This window comes from Agreia pratensis (assembly GCF_900177685.1).
Classification (GTDB): domain Bacteria; phylum Actinomycetota; class Actinomycetes; order Actinomycetales; family Microbacteriaceae; genus Agreia; species Agreia pratensis.
In genome coordinates this window covers 232,784-250,264 of the sequence record NZ_FXAY01000001.1, presented here as the reverse complement: position 1 = coordinate 250,264, position 17,481 = coordinate 232,784, and the positions used below count along the sequence as shown (strand labels likewise).

At 67.0% G+C, this 17,481-nt stretch carries 14 protein-coding genes; 6 read left to right on the top strand and 8 right to left on the bottom strand.

All coding sequences use genetic code 11. The features are described from left to right. Positions 1-123 precede the first annotated feature (123 nt). From leuC to B9Y86_RS01195, 6 genes are read left to right on the top strand one after another with little or no spacing between them, the layout of a single operon-like run. Entirely contained in the window at positions 124-1,614 is a 1,491-nt protein-coding gene (gene leuC, locus B9Y86_RS01220; protein WP_085482167.1) for a 3-isopropylmalate dehydratase large subunit, read from the top strand. A 3-nt stretch (positions 1,615-1,617) separates the two neighbouring features. Further along, complete coding sequence (gene leuD / locus B9Y86_RS01215; RefSeq protein ID WP_085482165.1) at positions 1,618-2,214, top strand: 3-isopropylmalate dehydratase small subunit; 597 nt, start codon at positions 1,618-1,620, stop codon at positions 2,212-2,214. Positions 2,215-2,238: 24 nt separating this feature from the next. Further along, positions 2,239-3,609, top strand: coding sequence for a UDP-N-acetylglucosamine 1-carboxyvinyltransferase (gene murA / locus B9Y86_RS01210; RefSeq protein ID WP_085482163.1), 1,371 nt, complete (start codon positions 2,239-2,241; stop codon positions 3,607-3,609). A 3-nt stretch (positions 3,610-3,612) separates the two neighbouring features. After that, positions 3,613-4,353, top strand: coding sequence for a lysophospholipid acyltransferase family protein (locus B9Y86_RS01205; RefSeq protein ID WP_085482161.1), 741 nt, complete (start codon positions 3,613-3,615; stop codon positions 4,351-4,353). A gap of 10 nt (positions 4,354-4,363) precedes the next feature. Next, positions 4,364-5,488 (top strand): NAD(P)H-dependent glycerol-3-phosphate dehydrogenase, encoded by a 1,125-nt coding sequence (locus B9Y86_RS01200; protein ID WP_139824680.1) that lies wholly within the window; start codon positions 4,364-4,366, stop codon positions 5,486-5,488. Further along, entirely contained in the window at positions 5,391-6,482 is a 1,092-nt protein-coding gene (locus B9Y86_RS01195; RefSeq protein ID WP_085482157.1) for a D-alanine--D-alanine ligase family protein, read from the top strand. Before B9Y86_RS01200 ends, B9Y86_RS01195 begins: the two co-directional genes overlap by 98 nt. Positions 6,483-6,591: 109 nt before the next feature. On the opposite strand, the gene B9Y86_RS01190 is transcribed toward B9Y86_RS01195, so the two are convergent. From B9Y86_RS01190 to B9Y86_RS01155, 8 genes are read right to left on the bottom strand one after another with little or no spacing between them, the layout of a single operon-like run. Further along, a complete protein-coding gene (locus tag B9Y86_RS01190) occupies positions 6,592-7,506 on the bottom strand; it encodes a double zinc ribbon and FHA domain-containing protein (RefSeq protein WP_085482155.1) in 915 nt (304 codons plus the stop codon). Next, positions 7,503-8,783, bottom strand: a complete 1,281-nt coding sequence (locus B9Y86_RS01185; protein WP_085482153.1) for a VWA domain-containing protein — start codon at positions 8,781-8,783, stop codon at positions 7,503-7,505. Before B9Y86_RS01185 ends, B9Y86_RS01190 begins: the two co-directional genes overlap by 4 nt. A gap of 25 nt (positions 8,784-8,808) precedes the next feature. After that, the gene (locus tag B9Y86_RS01180) at positions 8,809-10,011 is read right to left on the bottom strand and encodes a PP2C family protein-serine/threonine phosphatase (RefSeq protein WP_244894577.1); all 1,203 of its coding nucleotides are present in this window, start codon (positions 10,009-10,011) and stop codon (positions 8,809-8,811) included. After that, a complete protein-coding gene (locus B9Y86_RS01175; RefSeq protein WP_085482149.1) occupies positions 10,008-12,329 on the bottom strand; it encodes a serine/threonine-protein kinase in 2,322 nt (773 codons plus the stop codon). Before B9Y86_RS01175 ends, B9Y86_RS01180 begins: the two co-directional genes overlap by 4 nt. Next, a complete protein-coding gene (locus B9Y86_RS01170) occupies positions 12,326-13,465 on the bottom strand; it encodes a hypothetical protein (RefSeq protein ID WP_244894576.1) in 1,140 nt (379 codons plus the stop codon). Before B9Y86_RS01170 ends, B9Y86_RS01175 begins: the two co-directional genes overlap by 4 nt. A gap of 54 nt (positions 13,466-13,519) precedes the next feature. Further along, positions 13,520-14,515, bottom strand: coding sequence for a glutamate ABC transporter substrate-binding protein (locus B9Y86_RS01165; RefSeq protein ID WP_085482147.1), 996 nt, complete (start codon positions 14,513-14,515; stop codon positions 13,520-13,522). Further along, positions 14,512-15,843: a hypothetical protein gene (locus B9Y86_RS17450; RefSeq protein WP_176223214.1), complete on the bottom strand. Its 1,332-nt coding sequence runs from the start codon at positions 15,841-15,843 to the stop codon at positions 14,512-14,514. The genes B9Y86_RS01165 and B9Y86_RS17450 overlap by 4 nt, the downstream gene beginning before the upstream one ends. Beyond that, positions 15,840-17,477 carry an AAA family ATPase gene (locus B9Y86_RS01155; protein WP_085482145.1) on the bottom strand — a complete coding sequence of 546 codons (1,638 nt, stop codon included), beginning with the start codon at positions 17,475-17,477 and terminating at the stop codon, positions 15,840-15,842. Before B9Y86_RS01155 ends, B9Y86_RS17450 begins: the two co-directional genes overlap by 4 nt. Positions 17,478-17,481: the final 4 nt, after the last annotated feature.

The following is a 17,481-nucleotide window of genomic DNA, read 5'->3' as shown; positions in this document are numbered from 1 at the left end:
GACGGATGCTGTCTGGTCGACTCCTTCTTGGTTGCCGCGACGAGTCCTCGTTCTAAGGCCTCACCTCGTCGCGGAGTGTGTCATGGGCTCTCGCAAGCAGATTCATAAGAGAAGGCATCACTAATGACGATTTCAGATTCCCCGGTGCATCGCGGCAAGACCCTGGCCGAAAAGGTCTGGGAAGACCATCTCGTGGTCAAGGGTGAAGACGGTACGCCCGACCTCATCTACATCGACCTGCACCTGGTGCACGAGGTCACGAGCCCCCAGGCCTTCGACGGCCTCCGCGTGGCCGGCCGGCCCGTGCGGCGCCCCGACCTCACGATCGCGACCGAAGACCACAACACCCCGACGGCGGCGATCGACAAGCCCATCGCAGACCTGACCAGCCGCACGCAGATCGAGACGCTTCGTCGCAATGCCAAGGAATTCGGCATCCGGCTGCACTCGCTCGGCGACGTCGAGCAGGGAATCGTGCACGTGGTGGGCCCGCAGCTGGGTCTGACCATGCCCGGCATCACCGTGGTGTGCGGAGATTCGCACACCAGCACGCACGGAGCCTTCGGCGCGATGGCGTTCGGTATCGGCACCAGCGAGGTCGAGCATGTCATGGCCACGCAGACGCTGCCGCTCAAGGCATTCAAGACCATGGCCATCACCGTCGAGGGCGAGCTGCGCCCCGGCGTCACGGCCAAAGACATCATCCTCGCCGTGATCGCCAAGATCTCGACGGGAGGCGGCCAGGGCTATGTGCTCGAGTACCGCGGCTCTGCGATCCGCTCGCTCTCGATGGAGGGCCGCATGACGATCTGCAACATGTCGATCGAGGCGGGTGCTCGTGCGGGCATGGTCGCTCCTGACGAGACCACCTTCGAGTACCTCAAGGGGCGGCCGCACGCTCCCGAGGGAGACGACTGGGATGCTGCCGTCGAGTACTGGAAGACGTTGCGCACCGACGACGACGCCGTCTTCGATGCAGAGGTCTTCCTCGACGCCAACGAGCTCGAGCCCTTCGTCACCTGGGGAACGAACCCCGGCCAGGGCGTGTCTCTTTCGCAGCCCGTGCCCGACCCCTCGGTGATCATCGATCCCAACGAGCGGGCAGCTGCCGAGCGGGCACTCGAGTACATGGCTCTCGAAGCGGGAACCCCGATGAAGGACATCGCGGTCGACACCGTCTTCATCGGATCGTGCACGAACTCGCGCATCGAAGATCTGCGAGCGGCCGCCGACATCGTCCGTGGCCGCACCAAGGCAGAGAACGTGCGCGTGATGGTCGTGCCGGGCTCAGCTCGGGTGCGCATCGAGGCCGAGGCCGAGGGGCTCGACAAGGTGTTCAAGGATTTCGGCGCCGATTGGCGCTTCGCAGGATGCTCGATGTGTCTCGGCATGAACCCCGATCAGCTCGAGCCCGGTGAGAGGTGCGCATCGACCTCGAACCGCAACTTCGAGGGTCGCCAGGGCAAGGGCGGTCGCACGCACCTCGTCTCGCCTCTTGTCGCCGCGGCGACGGCTGTGCGCGGAACCCTGTCGAGTCCATGGGATCTCGCCATTGACGACGCCAGACTCGTGAATGCAGGCCCTTCGACAGGCTCAGGGAACGGTGGGATCTAAGTAATGGAAAAGGTATCTGTCATCACCGGCGTCGCCGTGCCGCTCGAGCGGTCGAACATCGACACCGACCAGATCATCCCCGCTGTATTTCTCAAGCGGGTCACCAAGACCGGCTTCGACGACGCGCTCTTCTACGGCTGGCGTCAAGACCCCGAGTTCGTGCTGAACAAGGAGCCGTTCAAGGCCGGATCTGTGCTCGTGGCGGGGCCCGACTTCGGAACCGGCTCATCGCGCGAGCATGCCGTCTGGGCTCTCCGCGACTACGGATTCAAGGCCGTGCTCAGCGCTCGGTTCGGCGACATCTTCCGCGGCAACTCGGGCAAGCAGGGGCTACTCGCTGCCCAGCTCGCAGAAGCAGATATCGAGAAGATCTGGGCGCTCATCGATGCGCAGCCCGGGCTCGAGGTCACGGTCGATCTTCCCGCCAAGACAGTGACGGCGGGGGCACTCACCGTGCCATTCGAGATCGATGACTACACTCGGTGGAGGCTTCTCGAAGGCCTTGACGACATCGGGCTCACCCTGCGCGACGAAGCGCGAATCACGGAGTTCGAGGGCCGCCGCGAGAGCTGGCGCCCCACGACTCTTCCCGTTAAATAAGAGCAGTACAGGCGGTTATATCTAGTGAATACCCTCGTTCAGGATGCGCAGAAAGCGGCACGCAGAGTGGGTCTACCCAGCGACACGATCATCATCAACGGCGGTCGACCGCTTCGAGGCACCATCGACGTGCGGGGGGCCAAGAACCTGGTCACCAAGGCCATGGTCGCCTCCCTTCTCGGCGACACCAAGAGCATCCTGCGTGACGTGCCCGATATCTCAGATGTCAGCGTCGTAGCGAGCCTGCTGGAGGCGCACGGCGTCACGATCTCCGGGAGCGCCGAGACCGGCATCCTGATCTTCGACCCGTCGAACGTCGCCAGCGCGAACAGCGCTGAGATCGACGCTCTCTCGGGGTCGAGCCGTATCCCGATCCTGTTCTGCGGACCGCTGCTGCACCGCTTGGGCCACGCCTTCATTCCCGATCTCGGCGGCTGCCGCATCGGCGACCGTCCGATCGACTTCCACCTCGACGCACTGAGGCAGTTCGGCGCGATCGTCGACAAGCTGCCCAGCGGAATCGACATCTCGGCGCCCAACGGACTGCACGGGGCGAACATCGAGTTCGCCTACCCGAGCGTCGGCGCCACCGAGCAGGTTCTGTTGACGGCCGTTCGCGTCAAGGGAACCACGGAGCTCAAGAACGCCGCGATCGAGCCCGAGATCATGGACCTCATCGCCGTGCTGCAGAAGATGGGTGCGATCATCTCGGTCGAGCCCAACCGCGTGATCCTCATCGAGGGCGTCGACAGCTTGAAGGGCTACGACCACCGCGCGCTGTTCGATCGCAACGAGGCCGCCAGCTGGGCTTCGGCCGCGCTGGCCACGGGCGGTGACATCACCTGCAAGGGTGCCAAGCAGCAAGACATGATGACGTTCCTCAACGTCTTCCGCAAGATCGGCGGAGCGTTCGACATCGAGGAAGACGGCATCCGCTTCTACCACCCGGGCGGCGACCTCAAGCCGGTGACCATCGAGACCGATGTGCACCCCGGCTTCATGACCGACTGGCAGCAGCCGCTCATCATCGCCCTCACCCAGGCCATCGGCACGTCGATCGTTCACGAGACCGTCTACGAGGACCGCTTCGGCTTCACGGATGCGCTGGTCGAGATGGGTGCGAACATCCAGGTTCACAAGAACGGGCTCGAGGGCGGCGAGCGGCGAGTTCCGCGGCGCCCGCTCGAGCAGGCCGCTGTCATCACCGGGCCCACCAAGCTGCACGGCAGTGAGATCGTCGTTCCCGATCTGCGCGGCGGATTCAGCCACCTCATCGCCGCATTGACGGCCGACGGCCGGTCGACCGTGAGCAACGTGGGACTCATCGGCCGCGGCTATGGAGACTTCGTGGCCAAGCTCGAGAAGCTCGGAGCTGACTTCTCCTTCGAGGTTTAGAAGGTGCCGAACCAGGCGGCCGAAAAGACCGTCGGATTCCGTGCTCTGGCCGCCGTGCTGGTGCCCTTTCTGTCGAGCATCGCCAAGATCGAGTTCACTGATCCGCAGAAGCTCCCCACGACGGGCGCCTTCGTGCTGTCGCCTAACCACTACAGCAACATCGACCCCGTGATCATGGGCTGGTCGATCTGGAAACTCGGTCGAGCCCCTCGCTTTCTGGCCAAGGCGTCGCTGTTCCGGGTGCCGGTCGTGGGAGCGGTGCTGCGTGGTACGGGGCAGATCCCTGTGGAGCGAGCCGGCTCCGTTCGGGGGAGCGAACCCCTGAAAGCGGCCAACGAGCTCGTCGAAAAGGGCAACGCCGTCATCATCTACCCGGAGGGCACCCTCACGCGTGATCCGCAGATCTGGCCGATGAGGGGCAAGACCGGCGCCGTGCGCATGGCCTTGGAGCAGAACCTTCCGATCATTCCCGCCGCCCACTGGGGTACCCAGGCCGTGATGGCGCGATACTCCAACAAGATCAGCCTCTTCCCGCGCAAAACCATCAAGGTCGCCTTCGGCGATCCGGTCGATCTGTCCGAGTTCCGGGGCAAGCCGATCAACTCTGCGCTGCTGACCGCCGCCACCGAGCTGGTCATGGCCGACATCACCGCACTGCTCGAAGTGCTGCGGGGCGAGACCGCTCCCGTCGAACGATGGAATCCCGCCGCGCACAATCAGAAGGAGACCGGCCGTTTTGAGTAGGACCAGGTCTGTGCCCGTCGTTCCCCCTCGCCGTCGCGTCACCGTGCTCGGTGCGGGCAGTTGGGGAACGACGTTCGCCAAGATCCTCGCCGACGGCGGCAGCGACGTGACTCTCTGGGCGCGACGCCCCGAACTGGCCCGAGAGATCAGCGAGGCCAAGCGCAACAGCGACTATCTTCCCGGCATCAACCTTCCGCTCACGGTCACGGCCACCTCGAGTCTGGCCGAGGCCCTGGCCGGAGCCGAGATGGTGTTCGTCTCGATACCGAGTCAGAGCCTGCGCGAGAACCTCGCGGCGATCAAACCCCTCCTGCCAGCGGATGCTCTCGTGATCAGCCTCATGAAGGGCGTCGAGAAGAAGTCCGGCCTGCGCATGAGCGAGGTGATCGAGCTGGGTCTCGAGATCGACCGCGATCGCATCGCCGTCGCATCCGGCCCGAACCTCGCGCTCGAGATCGCCAAAGAACAGCCCACGGCCGCCGTGATCTCGTCGCAGAGCCTCGAGACGGCACAGCGCGTCGCGATGGTGGCGAGCAACCGCTACTTCCGTTCCTTCGTGAATGTCGACGTCATCGGCACGGAGTTCGGCGGCGTGCTCAAGAACCTCATCGCGGTGGCCATCGGCATCGTCGACGGAGTCGGCTACGGCGAGAACACGAAGGCGTCGATCATCACCCGGGGCCTGGCCGAGATGACCGACTTCGCTGTGGCGTACGGCGCCCAGGCTGACACGCTCGCGGGTCTCGCGGGCCTCGGCGATCTCATCGCCACGAGCAGTTCGTCGCTGTCTCGCAACAACACGGCCGGCCGGCTGCTGGGCCAGGGGTACAGCTTCGCCGACGTCGTCAAGAGCATGCAGCAGACAGCGGAAGGTCTCGCCTCTGTGGCGCCGATCCTCGAACTGGCAACGGCCAAAGGGGTGGACATGCCCATCGTCAAGCAGGTCAGCGAGGTGCTGGCCGGTACGCTGAATCCTCGGGACATAGCTCCCCACCTGACGACGGACTCTGACGAGCCGCAGGGCGAAAGGACAATCGATGGCCGGAAAAACACTGGTGGCTCTGCTTTTTGGAGGCCGTTCAAGCGAGCATTCAATCAGCTGCGCGACGGCGGGCGGAGTACTTCACGCGATTGATCGCGAGCGGTTCGACGTCATTCCGATCGGCATCACCGCCGAGGGATCGTTCGTTCTCGAAGACGATGACCCGGCCAAGTTCGCGATCGACGCCGATGCGATGCCGCGTGTGCTCGACAACGGCACCCGCATTCGCTGGCCAGACAAGGCGGGCGACCGCACCCTGAAGGTCGACCTCGCCGATGGCACGTCACGCAGCCTCGGTGAGGTGGATGTCGTGTTCCCCATTCTGCACGGACGTTTCGGCGAAGACGGCACGGTTCAGGGCATGCTCGAACTCCTGGGCCTTCCGTTCGTGGGATCGGGCGTTCTCGCGTCGGCCCTCGGCATGGACAAGCACTTCACCAAGACGGTGCTGCTGCAGGCCGGCATCGATGTGGCCCCGTGGACCACGGTGACGGCCAGGCAGTGGGCCAAGTCGCCGTCGCTCGTCGCCGAGCGCGCCTCCGGCCTCGGGCTGCCGGCTTTCGTCAAGCCTGCGCGCGCCGGCTCGTCGGTCGGGGTGAGCCGCATCACCGATTGGGCGCAGCTCGCTGAGGCTATGGAGGTGGCCCTCGCCGAAGACGACAAGGTTCTCATCGAAGAAGGCATCGTGGGCCGCGAGGTCGAGTGCGGAGTGCTCGAGGGGCGCGACGGCGGGCCGACCCGCGTGTCGGTAGCCGGTGAGGTCGTTATGACCGACAGGGCGTTCTACGACTTCGACGCGAAGTACCTCGACGCCCCCGGCATCGAGTTGGTGTGCCCCGCGCCGATGAGTGACGAGCAGCTCGCCACCATGCAGAGCATCGCGGCTACGGCGTTCGATGCCATCGGCGGCGCCGGGCTCGCCCGTGTCGATTTCTTTCTCACCGAGAACGGCTTCGTCGTGAACGAGCTCAACACGATGCCCGGTTTCACTCCGATCTCGATGTTCCCAGCCTGCTGGATCGCGTCGGGGCTGAGCTACCCCGAACTCATCGACGAACTGATCGACCTGGCACTGCAGACACGCTGACCCCGCCGCGATCTCGATACGCCGGCTCGTTCCTCGCGCGACTACGCGATCAGCGCACAGGCTGCGCTGGTCGAGTAGGCCGCCCGCGGCCGTATCGAGACCGTTGCTCCTACGCTTCGCCCGGCAGCGCCTTGCGAATGACGAGACGGGTCCAGGCGCCCACGAAGATGCGGTCGCCGTCGTGCACCTCGCGCCGTTGCCCCGGCTGAATGGGCACGGTCGGCAGCTCCTCGCCGGCAGCACCCACGAAGGTGCCGTTCGACGACTGGAGGTCTTCGACCCACCAACGCTGACCGTCGGTGTTGAGCTGGCAGTGCCTCCTCGAGACGCCGCTGTCGGTGCCGCATTCGATCTGCGGGTGAATGTCGCGAGACACAGAGGTTCGGCCCACCAGAAGGCTGCTCTGCTTGAGTACGACGATCTCGGGCAGGCCGCCGGAGGGCAGCGGATCGTCGGACTTCTGCGCGGCGTACCACTCGGGGTCGACCCACACCTCGGCGACCCAGGTGCTGTCGCCCTCGATCGCAGACGCGGCGGGGGAGGAGGCCACCGGGCCCGTCGGGGCCTCCGGCTCAGCGGGCTCGGCTGCGCCGGCAGGCTCGACCGTCGGCTGGCCCTCGATTGCCGGAGCCTCGACGTACCCGGGGTCGCCGGCCGCCTCGTGCTTTCCGAGGTCGCCTTCCTCGATGTCGAGGCTCGACACCGGTGCTACGACAGGAACGACGGCGGGAGCGTTAGGCACGGGCGCTGGCGCCGTAAGCGGTGCCGAGAATCCTGGAGCGTCGGGGTCAGGCTCTGGAAGCGACCCCGTCGTGAAGTCGTATCCGCAGTTCTCGCAGAACAACGCATCCGGCAGGTTGGGGAACGAGCAGTTCGGGCACGTGATCGGCTCACTCGAGCCCGACGTCGTCGGGATCGCCACGGTCGGGGCCGGTGCAGCGGGCGCAGCGGCCACCATCGGTGTTCCGCACACATCGCAATAGTCGGTCGACGCCGAGGAGTGTCCGTTGGGGCAGAGGGTCATTTTCGCACCCGCGTGGTCTTGGTCGACGCCGTGTCGAGCGCCATCTCATCGAGCTTCGCGACGTCGCGACGGAGCCTCACGGTGCCCTCGTTCGCGTCGTCGATCTCGACGACCTTGCGGAGTTTCGCGGTCGCCTCGTCGTTGCCGGTTGCCGCAGCGAGCTGAACGGCGCGACCGAGCTTGACCGTCGCCGTCGCGGCGTCGCCGGCCGCCTTGGCCGCGAGGCCATCTTGGATGGCGGAGGCGAGCTCGGTCTGGCCCGTGTAGTGCGCCACGGCCGGGTCGATACGCGCCGTGAGCGCGTCGTCGTTCGACCAGCGCGCTTTCACGAGACCGGATGCGACGACCTCGTCGCGCACGGTCAGCTGCACGCGGGCGGCGAGCTGCTCGGAGCCCACGGGCTTGGATGCGACCCGCACGGCAACGTGGTAGTCGCGAGACTCGTCGCCCCACGAACCGGTGGGGTACGAGCCCGTGAGTGGATTGACCATGGTCTTGCGGGTGGTGAGGTCTTCGACCGTGGGCGCGACCTGGCGCACGAACAACACCTCGGAACCTTGGGGGGCCCACACGCGCAGCTCGGCCGCCGCCACGCCTCGACCCATCGACTGCTTGATGATGCTCTCGAAGTCGGCGGCCATGTCGGCGGGCTTGGCGATGAGGTCGACCGTGCCCAGCAGGGCGGTGGCGATCTGGCGCAACTCGTCGACCTGCCAGCGCGAACCGACGCCGCGGGCGTCGCACTGGAACACGCCTGTGGCGTTGTAGATGGCCTGGCTGAGAGCCTGCGCCGACTCGTGCTCGTTCTTACCGTCGGTGAGGAGGATCGCGTGACGCTGCGTGGCCTGCGGAGTGGCCTGGAAGAGTTCGCGAGCCAGAGTGAGCCACGTGCCCATCGCCGTGCCACCAGAGGGCTGGAACGAGGCGATCGCCTGCTTGGCGGCGGCACGCGCCCCCGGCTCCATCTGCACCATGGGAAGCCTCGCGTTCGGGTATGGGAACGCACGAGCTGCGGTGTCGGTGCCGGAGATCACGGCGAACCACGTGCCGTCGAGAATCTGGTCGATCGCCACGGATGCGGCGTGCTTCGCTGCGCCGAGGTTCTCTCCGGTCATCGACCCTGAGGTGTCGACGATGATGATCTCGCCGGCAGCCATCCCCTGGCCCTGCCCGGCCTGACCCGCCCCAGCGACCGTGACGGTCACGATGGCGTGAACGTCTGTGGCCCCGTCTGAGAGGAATTCATTCTGGAAAACGCTGGCTGTGAACTCTGCCATGGGAGACTCCTCTATCTGTCATAGATCAGGCCGGCTGGGCCGGTGTATGTACAACGCTATCGAATCGAGCGAGCGCGGCGGTGATGTTGTCTTGGCCGCCCTGCTCATTCGCCCAGTCGACGAGCGACGAGGACACCTGAACGGGGTTGCTTCCCACCATTCCCACGACCCGGTGCACGAGTTCGGCGAGGTCGTCGGCGTCGGAGCAGTAGTTCCATAGTCCGTCCGAGCAGACCAGAATCCATCCGGCACCCGTGGGATAGGTCGGCACGACGTGGGGAGCTTCGTCGGGCGAGTCTGCTCCCAGCCATCGGGTGATGGAGTGTGCTTGAGGCGCGCTCTCGGCCTGCTGCCGTGACATGCCGTGGGCCATCATCTCCTGCGACCACGAGTCATCGGTGGTCAGTTGACGAGACTTGCCGCTGTCGGCGATCCAGTAGACGCGGCTGTCGCCCACTCCGCCGACGACCACGAGGGGGCCGTCGATGACGGCGGCTGCGAACGTGCACGATGGCGGATTCGTTCGGGCCGCCAGCTCGCCGATCGCCTCGTAGATCGCGGCGCTCGCGCGTTCGCCGGCCTCGAGCATCCGGTCTGACCATCGCGACTGCGCGAGTTCGTCGTCGTTGCCCTCGGTCACATCGATCTGTCGCCCGGCGGCGAGATGAGCGGTAGCCGCCCGAGCCGCTGCCAGGCTGGCCTTGTCGGAGCCTGGCGTCGACGAGACGCCGTCGCACACGACAAGCACGGCGAATTCGCCGGCTTGCGGGTCTGCCGCCAGGGCCATTGCGTCTTCGTTGATGTCGTGCCGGATGCCGCGGTCGCACACTCCACCGACCCAGGCTGCGGGTGCCTCCTGCCAGTGGTCGCGCTCGCTCTGAGCGGGCTTGCCGCAGAGTTCGCAGTATCCGTCTTCGGCGATGCTGCCACCGCAGTAGACGCAGGCACGCCGCGGGGCTGAGGTCGATGAGGTGGACTCATTCGGCTCGGCCCCGGCTTCATCGTCGCCGGAGTCGGGATCGGAGCTCACCTCGACGAGTTCGCCGAGTTGGGTGCCGCACTCCTCGCAGAACTTCGCGTCTGGGTCGTTCACCGTTCCGCAGGCAGGGCAGAGCACCGGTACTGCGGCCTCGGCCTCGACGGCAGGTTCTGACACGGTGTCCAGGGTGGGGTCTGCAGCGGGTTCGACCGTACCCTCGGCAGCGGCCTCGATGCGCGGGTCGCTCACGAGAGGGTCCATCGTCGCACGCGGTTGGCCTCATCGACCAGGTGAATGCGCTCGGCCGGATTCTCTGTGAGGCCAGCCAGCTCGCGGTACGCGCGCTCGAGGCCGTCGCGAAGTGGCCCCTCCTGCGCCGGGATGCCGCCGACCACCGCATCGGTGGATGGTCCGGAATCACGCACCACCGCCAAAGCGGATGCCAGAACGCTGGCGGTGAGCACGACTCGCGACCTCGAATCGATCGACACCGTTGCGACGCTGTCGAGAGCGGCGGCGAGCGAGGCGAGTCCGCGATTGGAGGTGGCCAGCAGCTCGGCGCGTCGGCGCCGGGCATCGACATACGAGCTGCGGGTGGGCGTGACGAGGTCGAGCGCGGTCAGCGCGCCGTCGAGGTCGCCTCTCTGTTCGCGAATCCGTGCGAGCCCGAAAGCTGCTGCAGCGGTGTAGTTCGCGTCAGAGCGGGCGCAGATGATGTAGAGGCTCTCGGCGATCTCGGGCTCGCCGCTCGCCTCGCAGGCTGCCGCAAGCGCGAGTTTCGGTGCGAGCTCTCCGGGCACCTGACCGTAGACGGTGTTGAACGATGCGCGGGCGCTGCGGGCATCTCCTTTGGCGAGTTCGGCGAGGCCGGCGAGCCAGACGGCCCGCCACTCCCACGGGTCATCGGTGAGAATCTCGGTCATGACGGCATCGACGGCGGGGAAGTTGCCCGACTCGATGGCCGCGCGAGCGCGCGCGAGGCGGATCTCGACGGTGACGTTCGGAGCGGACTCGAGGGCGATCAGGCGTGCGGCCGGGTCTTCCATGTTCACGCCGGCGAGCCAGCTGCGCGCGGGGTCGGACTCGTCGACCTTCAACCCGGGCAGGGCGTCCCAGGGCAGCGGTCGATCGACGACGTCGGCGACGGGTGCCTCGAAGAGAACGGATGCCGCGGAGTGCAGCGCGGGGTGACCCGGCCCGCGGTCGGTGGCCACGACCTCGCGCAGCACTCCCAGCAGCTGGGCGCGCAACTCGTCTACCGATGCGAAGCGGTCTGACGGATCGAAGGCGCACGCCTTGGCGAGCAGCCGGTAGAACGAGTCGTAGGTCTGGAACACCGGAGTGTCGGCCACATCGGGCAGCGACGACACGAAGGTCGTCTGGTTGCCGCGGAAGTCGAGCACGAGTGTGGCCAGCGTGCGACCGATCGTGTAGATGTCGGCGGCGACCGAGGGCCCGACATCGGGAACCTCCGGGGCCTGGAACCCGACGGTCCCGAAGATGGCCGAGGTCTGATCGTCGATGCGACGCACGCCGCCCAGGTCGATGAGCTTCACCGTGTCGCCGACCTGGATCATGTTGTCGGGCTTGAAGTCGCAGAACAGCAGATTGATGTCGTGCAGATATTGGAATGCCGGCAGGATCTCGAGCACGTAGGCGAGCGCCTGATCGACGGGCAACGGGTCGACGACACCGTTGTTCGCCTTCATCCGCTCTTTGAGGATCACCTTGAGCGATGGTCCGCCCACGTACTCCATCACGATGTAGCCGGCGCCGTTGAACATCACGAAGTTGTAGATCTCGACGATCAGCGGATGCTCGACCTCGGCGAGGAACTGGCGTTCCGTGATCGCCGCGGCATAGGCATCCGGATCGCCCGAGTTGAGCAGGCCCTTCAGAACCACCCAGCGGCCCGAGACGTTCTGGTCACGGGCGAGGTAGATCCATCCGAGGCCACCGAACGCGAGGCATCCGACGACCTCGTACTGGCTGCCCACGACGTCGCCCGGCTTGAGCTGCGGGGTGAAGGAGAAGGGCGTGCGGCAGTTCGGGCAGAATCCCTCGGTGCGACCGGGTTTGTCGTCGCGACCGCGGCCTACCGGCTTGCCGCAGTTCGAGCAGAATCGCTTCGCCTCCGGCAGCTCGGCGACGGCCATGACCGCCTTCAGTGGATCTGCGGGCGGCTCGGTGGGAACCGTCGTGAGCCCGGCGCCGAGGCGCGGGCCGCGGAGGCGCGTGGAGGTGGTTCCGAACCGGCGGGTGGCCTTCGAGCCGGTCGCCGCGGTGCGCGCCGATCCGAGGGCCGCCGTGGCGAGTCGCGCCGACGAGGTGCGGCCGGTGCGGGTCGATCCGGCCTGCGCGAAGTCGGGGTCGGCCCCGGCGCCGGTCTGCGGTCCGGCCGAGAACCCGGTGCCGAGCTTGGCCGAGGGCGATGCCGCGGCGGCCGTGCCGGTGCCCGAAGCGGGGGGAAGTGGGCTGGGCGCAGCGGGAGAACCGCAGACGTTGCAGTAACCGTCTTCGATCACACCCGTGCAGCCGGGCTGCTGGCAGTGCTGGACATCGGTCATGACGTGTAGCGTCCTTCCTGACCTTGACGCGGCGAGGATGCCGGCGGCAGGTCACGGGTGAGAAATTGGTATTGCTCGACGTAGAAGCGGGCGAGGCGCAGGTCGCACGGAGTGGTGTCGACGGCCTCTTTGGCCTCGATGTAGCCGGCGGCGACCGTGGGCGACGCGGAACGGCCGGAGCTCTCGGCCTTCGCGTGGTAGCCCGACAGGCGATAGCGGAGTTCGGCGCGCTCTCGCAGCTGGCCTGCGTAGGCGTCTTCGACAGCCTCGAAGGCGCGGTTCACCAGGGCGAGGCGAGCGATCCAGGAGTCGAGTGCGGCGCGCGACTGCGGAACAGGCCCCAGCTTCGACACATCGGGGATCGCCAGTTTCGGGGGGTCGACGATCTCGCGGCGGCAACGCTCGGCCAGGGCACGCAGCACCGGCTCGCGTCGCTCTGCGGTTGCCGCATCGTCTGCCGCCTTGCGCGCATCCCGGGCCAGGTCGCGCTTCTGAGAGCTCGCGACGATGAGATCTCGTTCGAGGCGCGCAGAGTCTTGCACCAACTGGCCGAGCGGGCCGGTCACGTCAGCGCCTCGGCCCGCCTTCTCGGCGAGTGACTCGAGCCGGTTGCGCAGGGTCGAGACGCGCTGCGCGCTGTCGGGGTCGGATGCTGCCAGGTCGCGTGAACGCTCGAGTTCGGCGCGCAGCCCGACGATGCGCGCGGTGGTGCCGGCTGCGCGCGGGTCGAGGCTGAGCCGTGTCGTCAGCTGCGAGACGAGTGCATCGGCGAGCCGGACGGCCTCGACGAGGGAGACGAGCTCTGCCCCGCCCCCTGAGTCGAGTCGGCCCCAGATCAGCTGTGACATCTTCTGTCGGGCGACGGTATCGACGCGACCCGAATCCCAGACGCTCTCGAGGCTCTCGCGGCGCTTGCGTGTGGCCTCCCACAACGTCTCGGCGAGAACGATGTCGGAGGTGTAGGAGTCGGGCTCCTGCGAGGCGAGGGCAGCGGCGCCCAGACGGTCGAGTTCTTTGCGCTGGCGGTCGACCCACTCGCCGAGTCCGGTGAGGTAGGTGAGCAGCTCGCCTGGGTCGATCGCCTCTCCGAGGCGCCCGGGAGCGACAGGCGTATTTCCGGTTGTCGTCATCGTCATCGCTGCTCCTCTCGGCGGATCGGGGTGTGGGGGTGGTTGCGGGTGAGGGAACGCCTAGCCGCGCCCGTACACGGGGGCGGGAGGAGCCGGCGCCGGGCCGAGCACACCCAGCCACTTCGTGTAGAGGCTGGTCCAGGTGCCGTCGCTGCGCATGCGGTCGAGCACACCGTTCACGAACCGCACGAGCTCGACCTTGTCGGCCGGCATTCCCAGGCCGTAGGGCTCCGCGCTGATCGGATCGCCGACGACCTTGGCATAGGGGTCTTGGGCGGCGAATCCGGCGAGGATCGTATCGTCGCCGGTGATGGCATCCACCTTGCCCTGCTGGAACAGCACGAGGCACTCGGTGTGCGTCGCGGCCGAGACGGCCTCGACGTTGGGGTAGTCGTCCTGGAGCTTGGTGAGGGTAGTCGTGCTGGCCGGAGCGCAGACCTTCTTGCCCGCGAGCCCCTCGAGTGAGGTCGCCTCGGAGCTGCTGCCGACGAGGACCTTCTGGCCGGCCTCGTAGTACTCGGTCGAGAACGCGATGGTCTCCCAACGAGCGCAGTTGATCGTCATCGTGCGGGCCACGATGTCGACCTGCGTCTTGCCATCGGCATCGGGAGTCAGCACGTCGAGGCGCTGAGCCGACGTGATGACCTTGAACTGCAACTTGTTCGGATCGCCGAAGATGGCCCGCGAGATCTCGTGGAGAACGTCGATGTCGAAGCCTTCGATCTGGCCCGTGAGCGGGTTGCGGGCGCCCATCAGGAGAGTGTCAGCCGAAACGCCGACACGGAGCACACCCTGCTGTCTGATCGCTTCCACCGCGCCGCCCGACGGAATCGAGTCGGGCGAGATCGGTGAGTACGACGGCTGCACTTCGCCTTCGACGTTCTTGCAGGTCGAGGCGGGTGCCGGGCTGCTCGGTGCGCTCTCGGTGGGCGACGGAGTGTGAATAAGTCCGAGGTCGTCGCTGCCCGAGCGCGGTGCGCAGGCGGTGAGCGCCAGCGTGCCGATCAGCGTCGCGATGAGTGCGATGCGCGACGTACGTGAACGGATGGCGCTCATCGGTACTCCTTGAGTCGAAGGGAGACGCCGCGCCAGGAGAGCACGGCGGCGGCGAGGCCGGCCACAAGGAAGAGCCAGCCCAGGAGTGCTGACTGGGCGCCGCCCGTGCCGAGCGCATCCGTGGTCGTGGCGGCACTCGAGGCGATGTCGTCTTGCGTTGCGGTGCTGAACGCGGTGAATGCGGCGTTGGCGCTGCCTGACTTCTGATCGATCGCTTTCGCGACTGCGTCGTCCCACCGGCCGGCGTCGTCGAGCTCGCGGATCTCTTTGTGCTTCTCGACCCACGAGTCGAAGCCGTTGCGGAGATCGTCGCCGATCAGGTAGTCCTTGCCGTTCGAGTCGAGACGTGTCTTGGCATCGCCAATAGCTGTCTGCACATCAGCCTCGAGAGTCTGCCCCGAGCCGCGCTTGATGAGCGTGAAGCTCTCGAGAGACTTGGCTTCGGTGGCCGAGGTGTACGCCTGCGAGAGGGCGAGTGTCTTCGCGTAGGAGTTCTGTCTGGCCTCGATGGCCGCGCCCGTGGTGTTCGAGAAAGTGATCACGCCGACGACGCCGACGAGGAGCATGGCGACGGCGGCGATGAGCAGTGGCCAGTTGAGGTAGCGGTGCGAGCGCCTGGTGATCCAGAGGTGCACCCAGATCAGTGCGATCAGGGCCGCGAGTGCGATGAGGAGCCAGACAAGCGACACGGTCAAGGCGCTGAAACTACCCGCGGCTCTGTCGGCGCTGGCGAGAACAAGGGCCTCGAGCAGAGGCAACGTGCTGTCGTTCAGCAGAGCCGATGCCTGAGAGAGGTAGGCGGCGCCGACGGGGAAGCCCTGTCGGTTGTTCGCGCGTGCTTGCTCGATGAGGCCGGTGTAGATGGCGACTTCGGCATTGACCTTTGCGAAGTCGGTATCGCCGGCCTTGTCGTCAGCCGCCAGGCGGGTGATCTCGCGTGTGGCATCGTCGATCGCGGTGTCGTACTCGGCTCGCTGATCGGCGGGTTCGAGCCCACCGACGAGGAACGCGTTGGCGGCGATCGCGTCGGCGCGGACGAGGTCGTTGCGCACAGACTGGATGCCGATCAGCTGGGCGGCCTCGGCACTCGCGTCGGCTGTGGCGCCGGCCTGCGACGATCCTGTCTGAAAGCCCGCGGCGCCGAACGCGAGGCTCGCGAGCACGGAGACGGCGAGGAGCAGACGGAGGGTGGCGGGCGTGGAGCGCGTCTTCTTCGCGGGGGCGGCTGCCGGAGCGCCCTGGGACTGCACAGCGGTGGTCGACGGGGCGTTCTGCTGCGGGGCTGCCTGCGGTACCGGCGGCGGGGGCGCGGCTGCGGTCGTGCTCATTCGGTGTCCTTCGACGTGGTCGGTTCTGCGGGATCGTCTGAGGGTGGATCGGCGGTGGGCGCGGCATCAGCAGAGCCTTGCTCGAGCGCGCGCATCTCTTCAGTCTGCGGCACATCGACGAGAATGGGCGCGTCGATCGCCTCGTCATCGGCGTTTTGCGCCTCACCGTCGTTGGAATCGTTGAGGTCTTCGGCGAGCAGCAGGCGCAGGTCGTCGAGTGTCGGCTCGGCGACGTCGCGCAGGCGCCACGCGTGCCGAGCGATCGCCTTGTCGAGCAGGTTTCGGGCGTAGCGGCCATTGCCGAATCCCTCGTCTCTCGGCTCGATCGACACGATCTGTTCGAACCGCTCGAGCGCCTCGGGGGTCGGCTCGAAGTCGGATGATTCGGCGAGGCGAACGAAGATGTCGCGCAGCTCGGTGTCGGTGTAGTCCTGGAAGGTGATTGACGTGGAGAACCGGCTGGCGAGCCCGGGGTTCGTCTCCATGAAGCCGCGCATCGGCTCGGGATATCCGGCCACGATCACCACGAGGTCGTCGCGGTGGTCCTCCATGTCTTTGACGATGGTTGTGATGGCTTCGGCGCCGTACTGGTCGAGTGCCAGCCCATAGGCCTCGTCGATGAACAGAACTCCGCCGATGGCTCCGGCGACGACCTCGGAGGTCTTGGTCGCCGTCTGCCCGAGGTAGCCGCCCACCAGTTCCGAACGGTCGACCTCGACGAGGTGACCCTTCGACAGGATGCCGAGGGCCGCGTAGATGCCCGCTACGAGTCGGGCGACCGTGGTCTTGCCCGTGCCCGGGTTGCCGAGAAACACGAGGTGCCTCGTGAGGGTCGGGGTTGTGAGGCCCGCGGCCGTTCGCAGCTGGTCGATGCGCAGCAGCTGGGTCTGCCGGTGGATCTCCCTCTTCACCCGATCGAGCCCGATCAGGCTGTCGAGCTCGGCGAGCAGTTCTTCGACGGTCTTCTTCGGCTTCTCTTCTTCAGCGGTGACGGGCGCGTCAGCGGGAGCCGGCTGAGCTGCGGTCGGGGCCACCGGTTCTGGCGCCGTCGGAGTGAGGCCGGCCCGGCGGGCGAGTTCGGCCATGGTCGCGTCGCCGGGACGAGCGAAGTCGGGCTGCCGAGCGTCGAACTGGTCGGCGCTGAACGGCTGGCCCGCAGGAAACCCCGATGACAGCGTGGTCGAGGGGAACAGTGTGGCCTCGGTGCGCGAGAGCGGAGTGATCGACGGAGCCTGGCGGGCCCCTGCCAGTTGCGCGGCAGCCGTGGCAGACGCCGCCCCGAGCACGCCGATCGAGGGCTCGCCCAGTTCGCTCGCCGCCGCGACGACACCGGTGAGAGCCTTCGCGTATGCGCCGGCGTGCTGGGGGGAGTCGGTGGCGAGAGCGCTCAGGAGATCGGTGGGCGATGCGCGCCAGCGTCTCGCGCTCGACGCGGCTTCGAAGAACTCGTCGGTGCTGCGAGCGCCGGTCTGGTCGACCCACTCGCCGGATGCGCCGATCGCGGACTCGGCGACGGCTGCGGCGATGCGCACACCCTCGTCTCGAGCGGCGGCGGAGTCGATGCCGGCGGTTTCTGCCGCGGCGACCAGGGCGTCGAGAGCCTGGCGCAGTTCGTGCGAATCAGAGGGTGTCATGGTG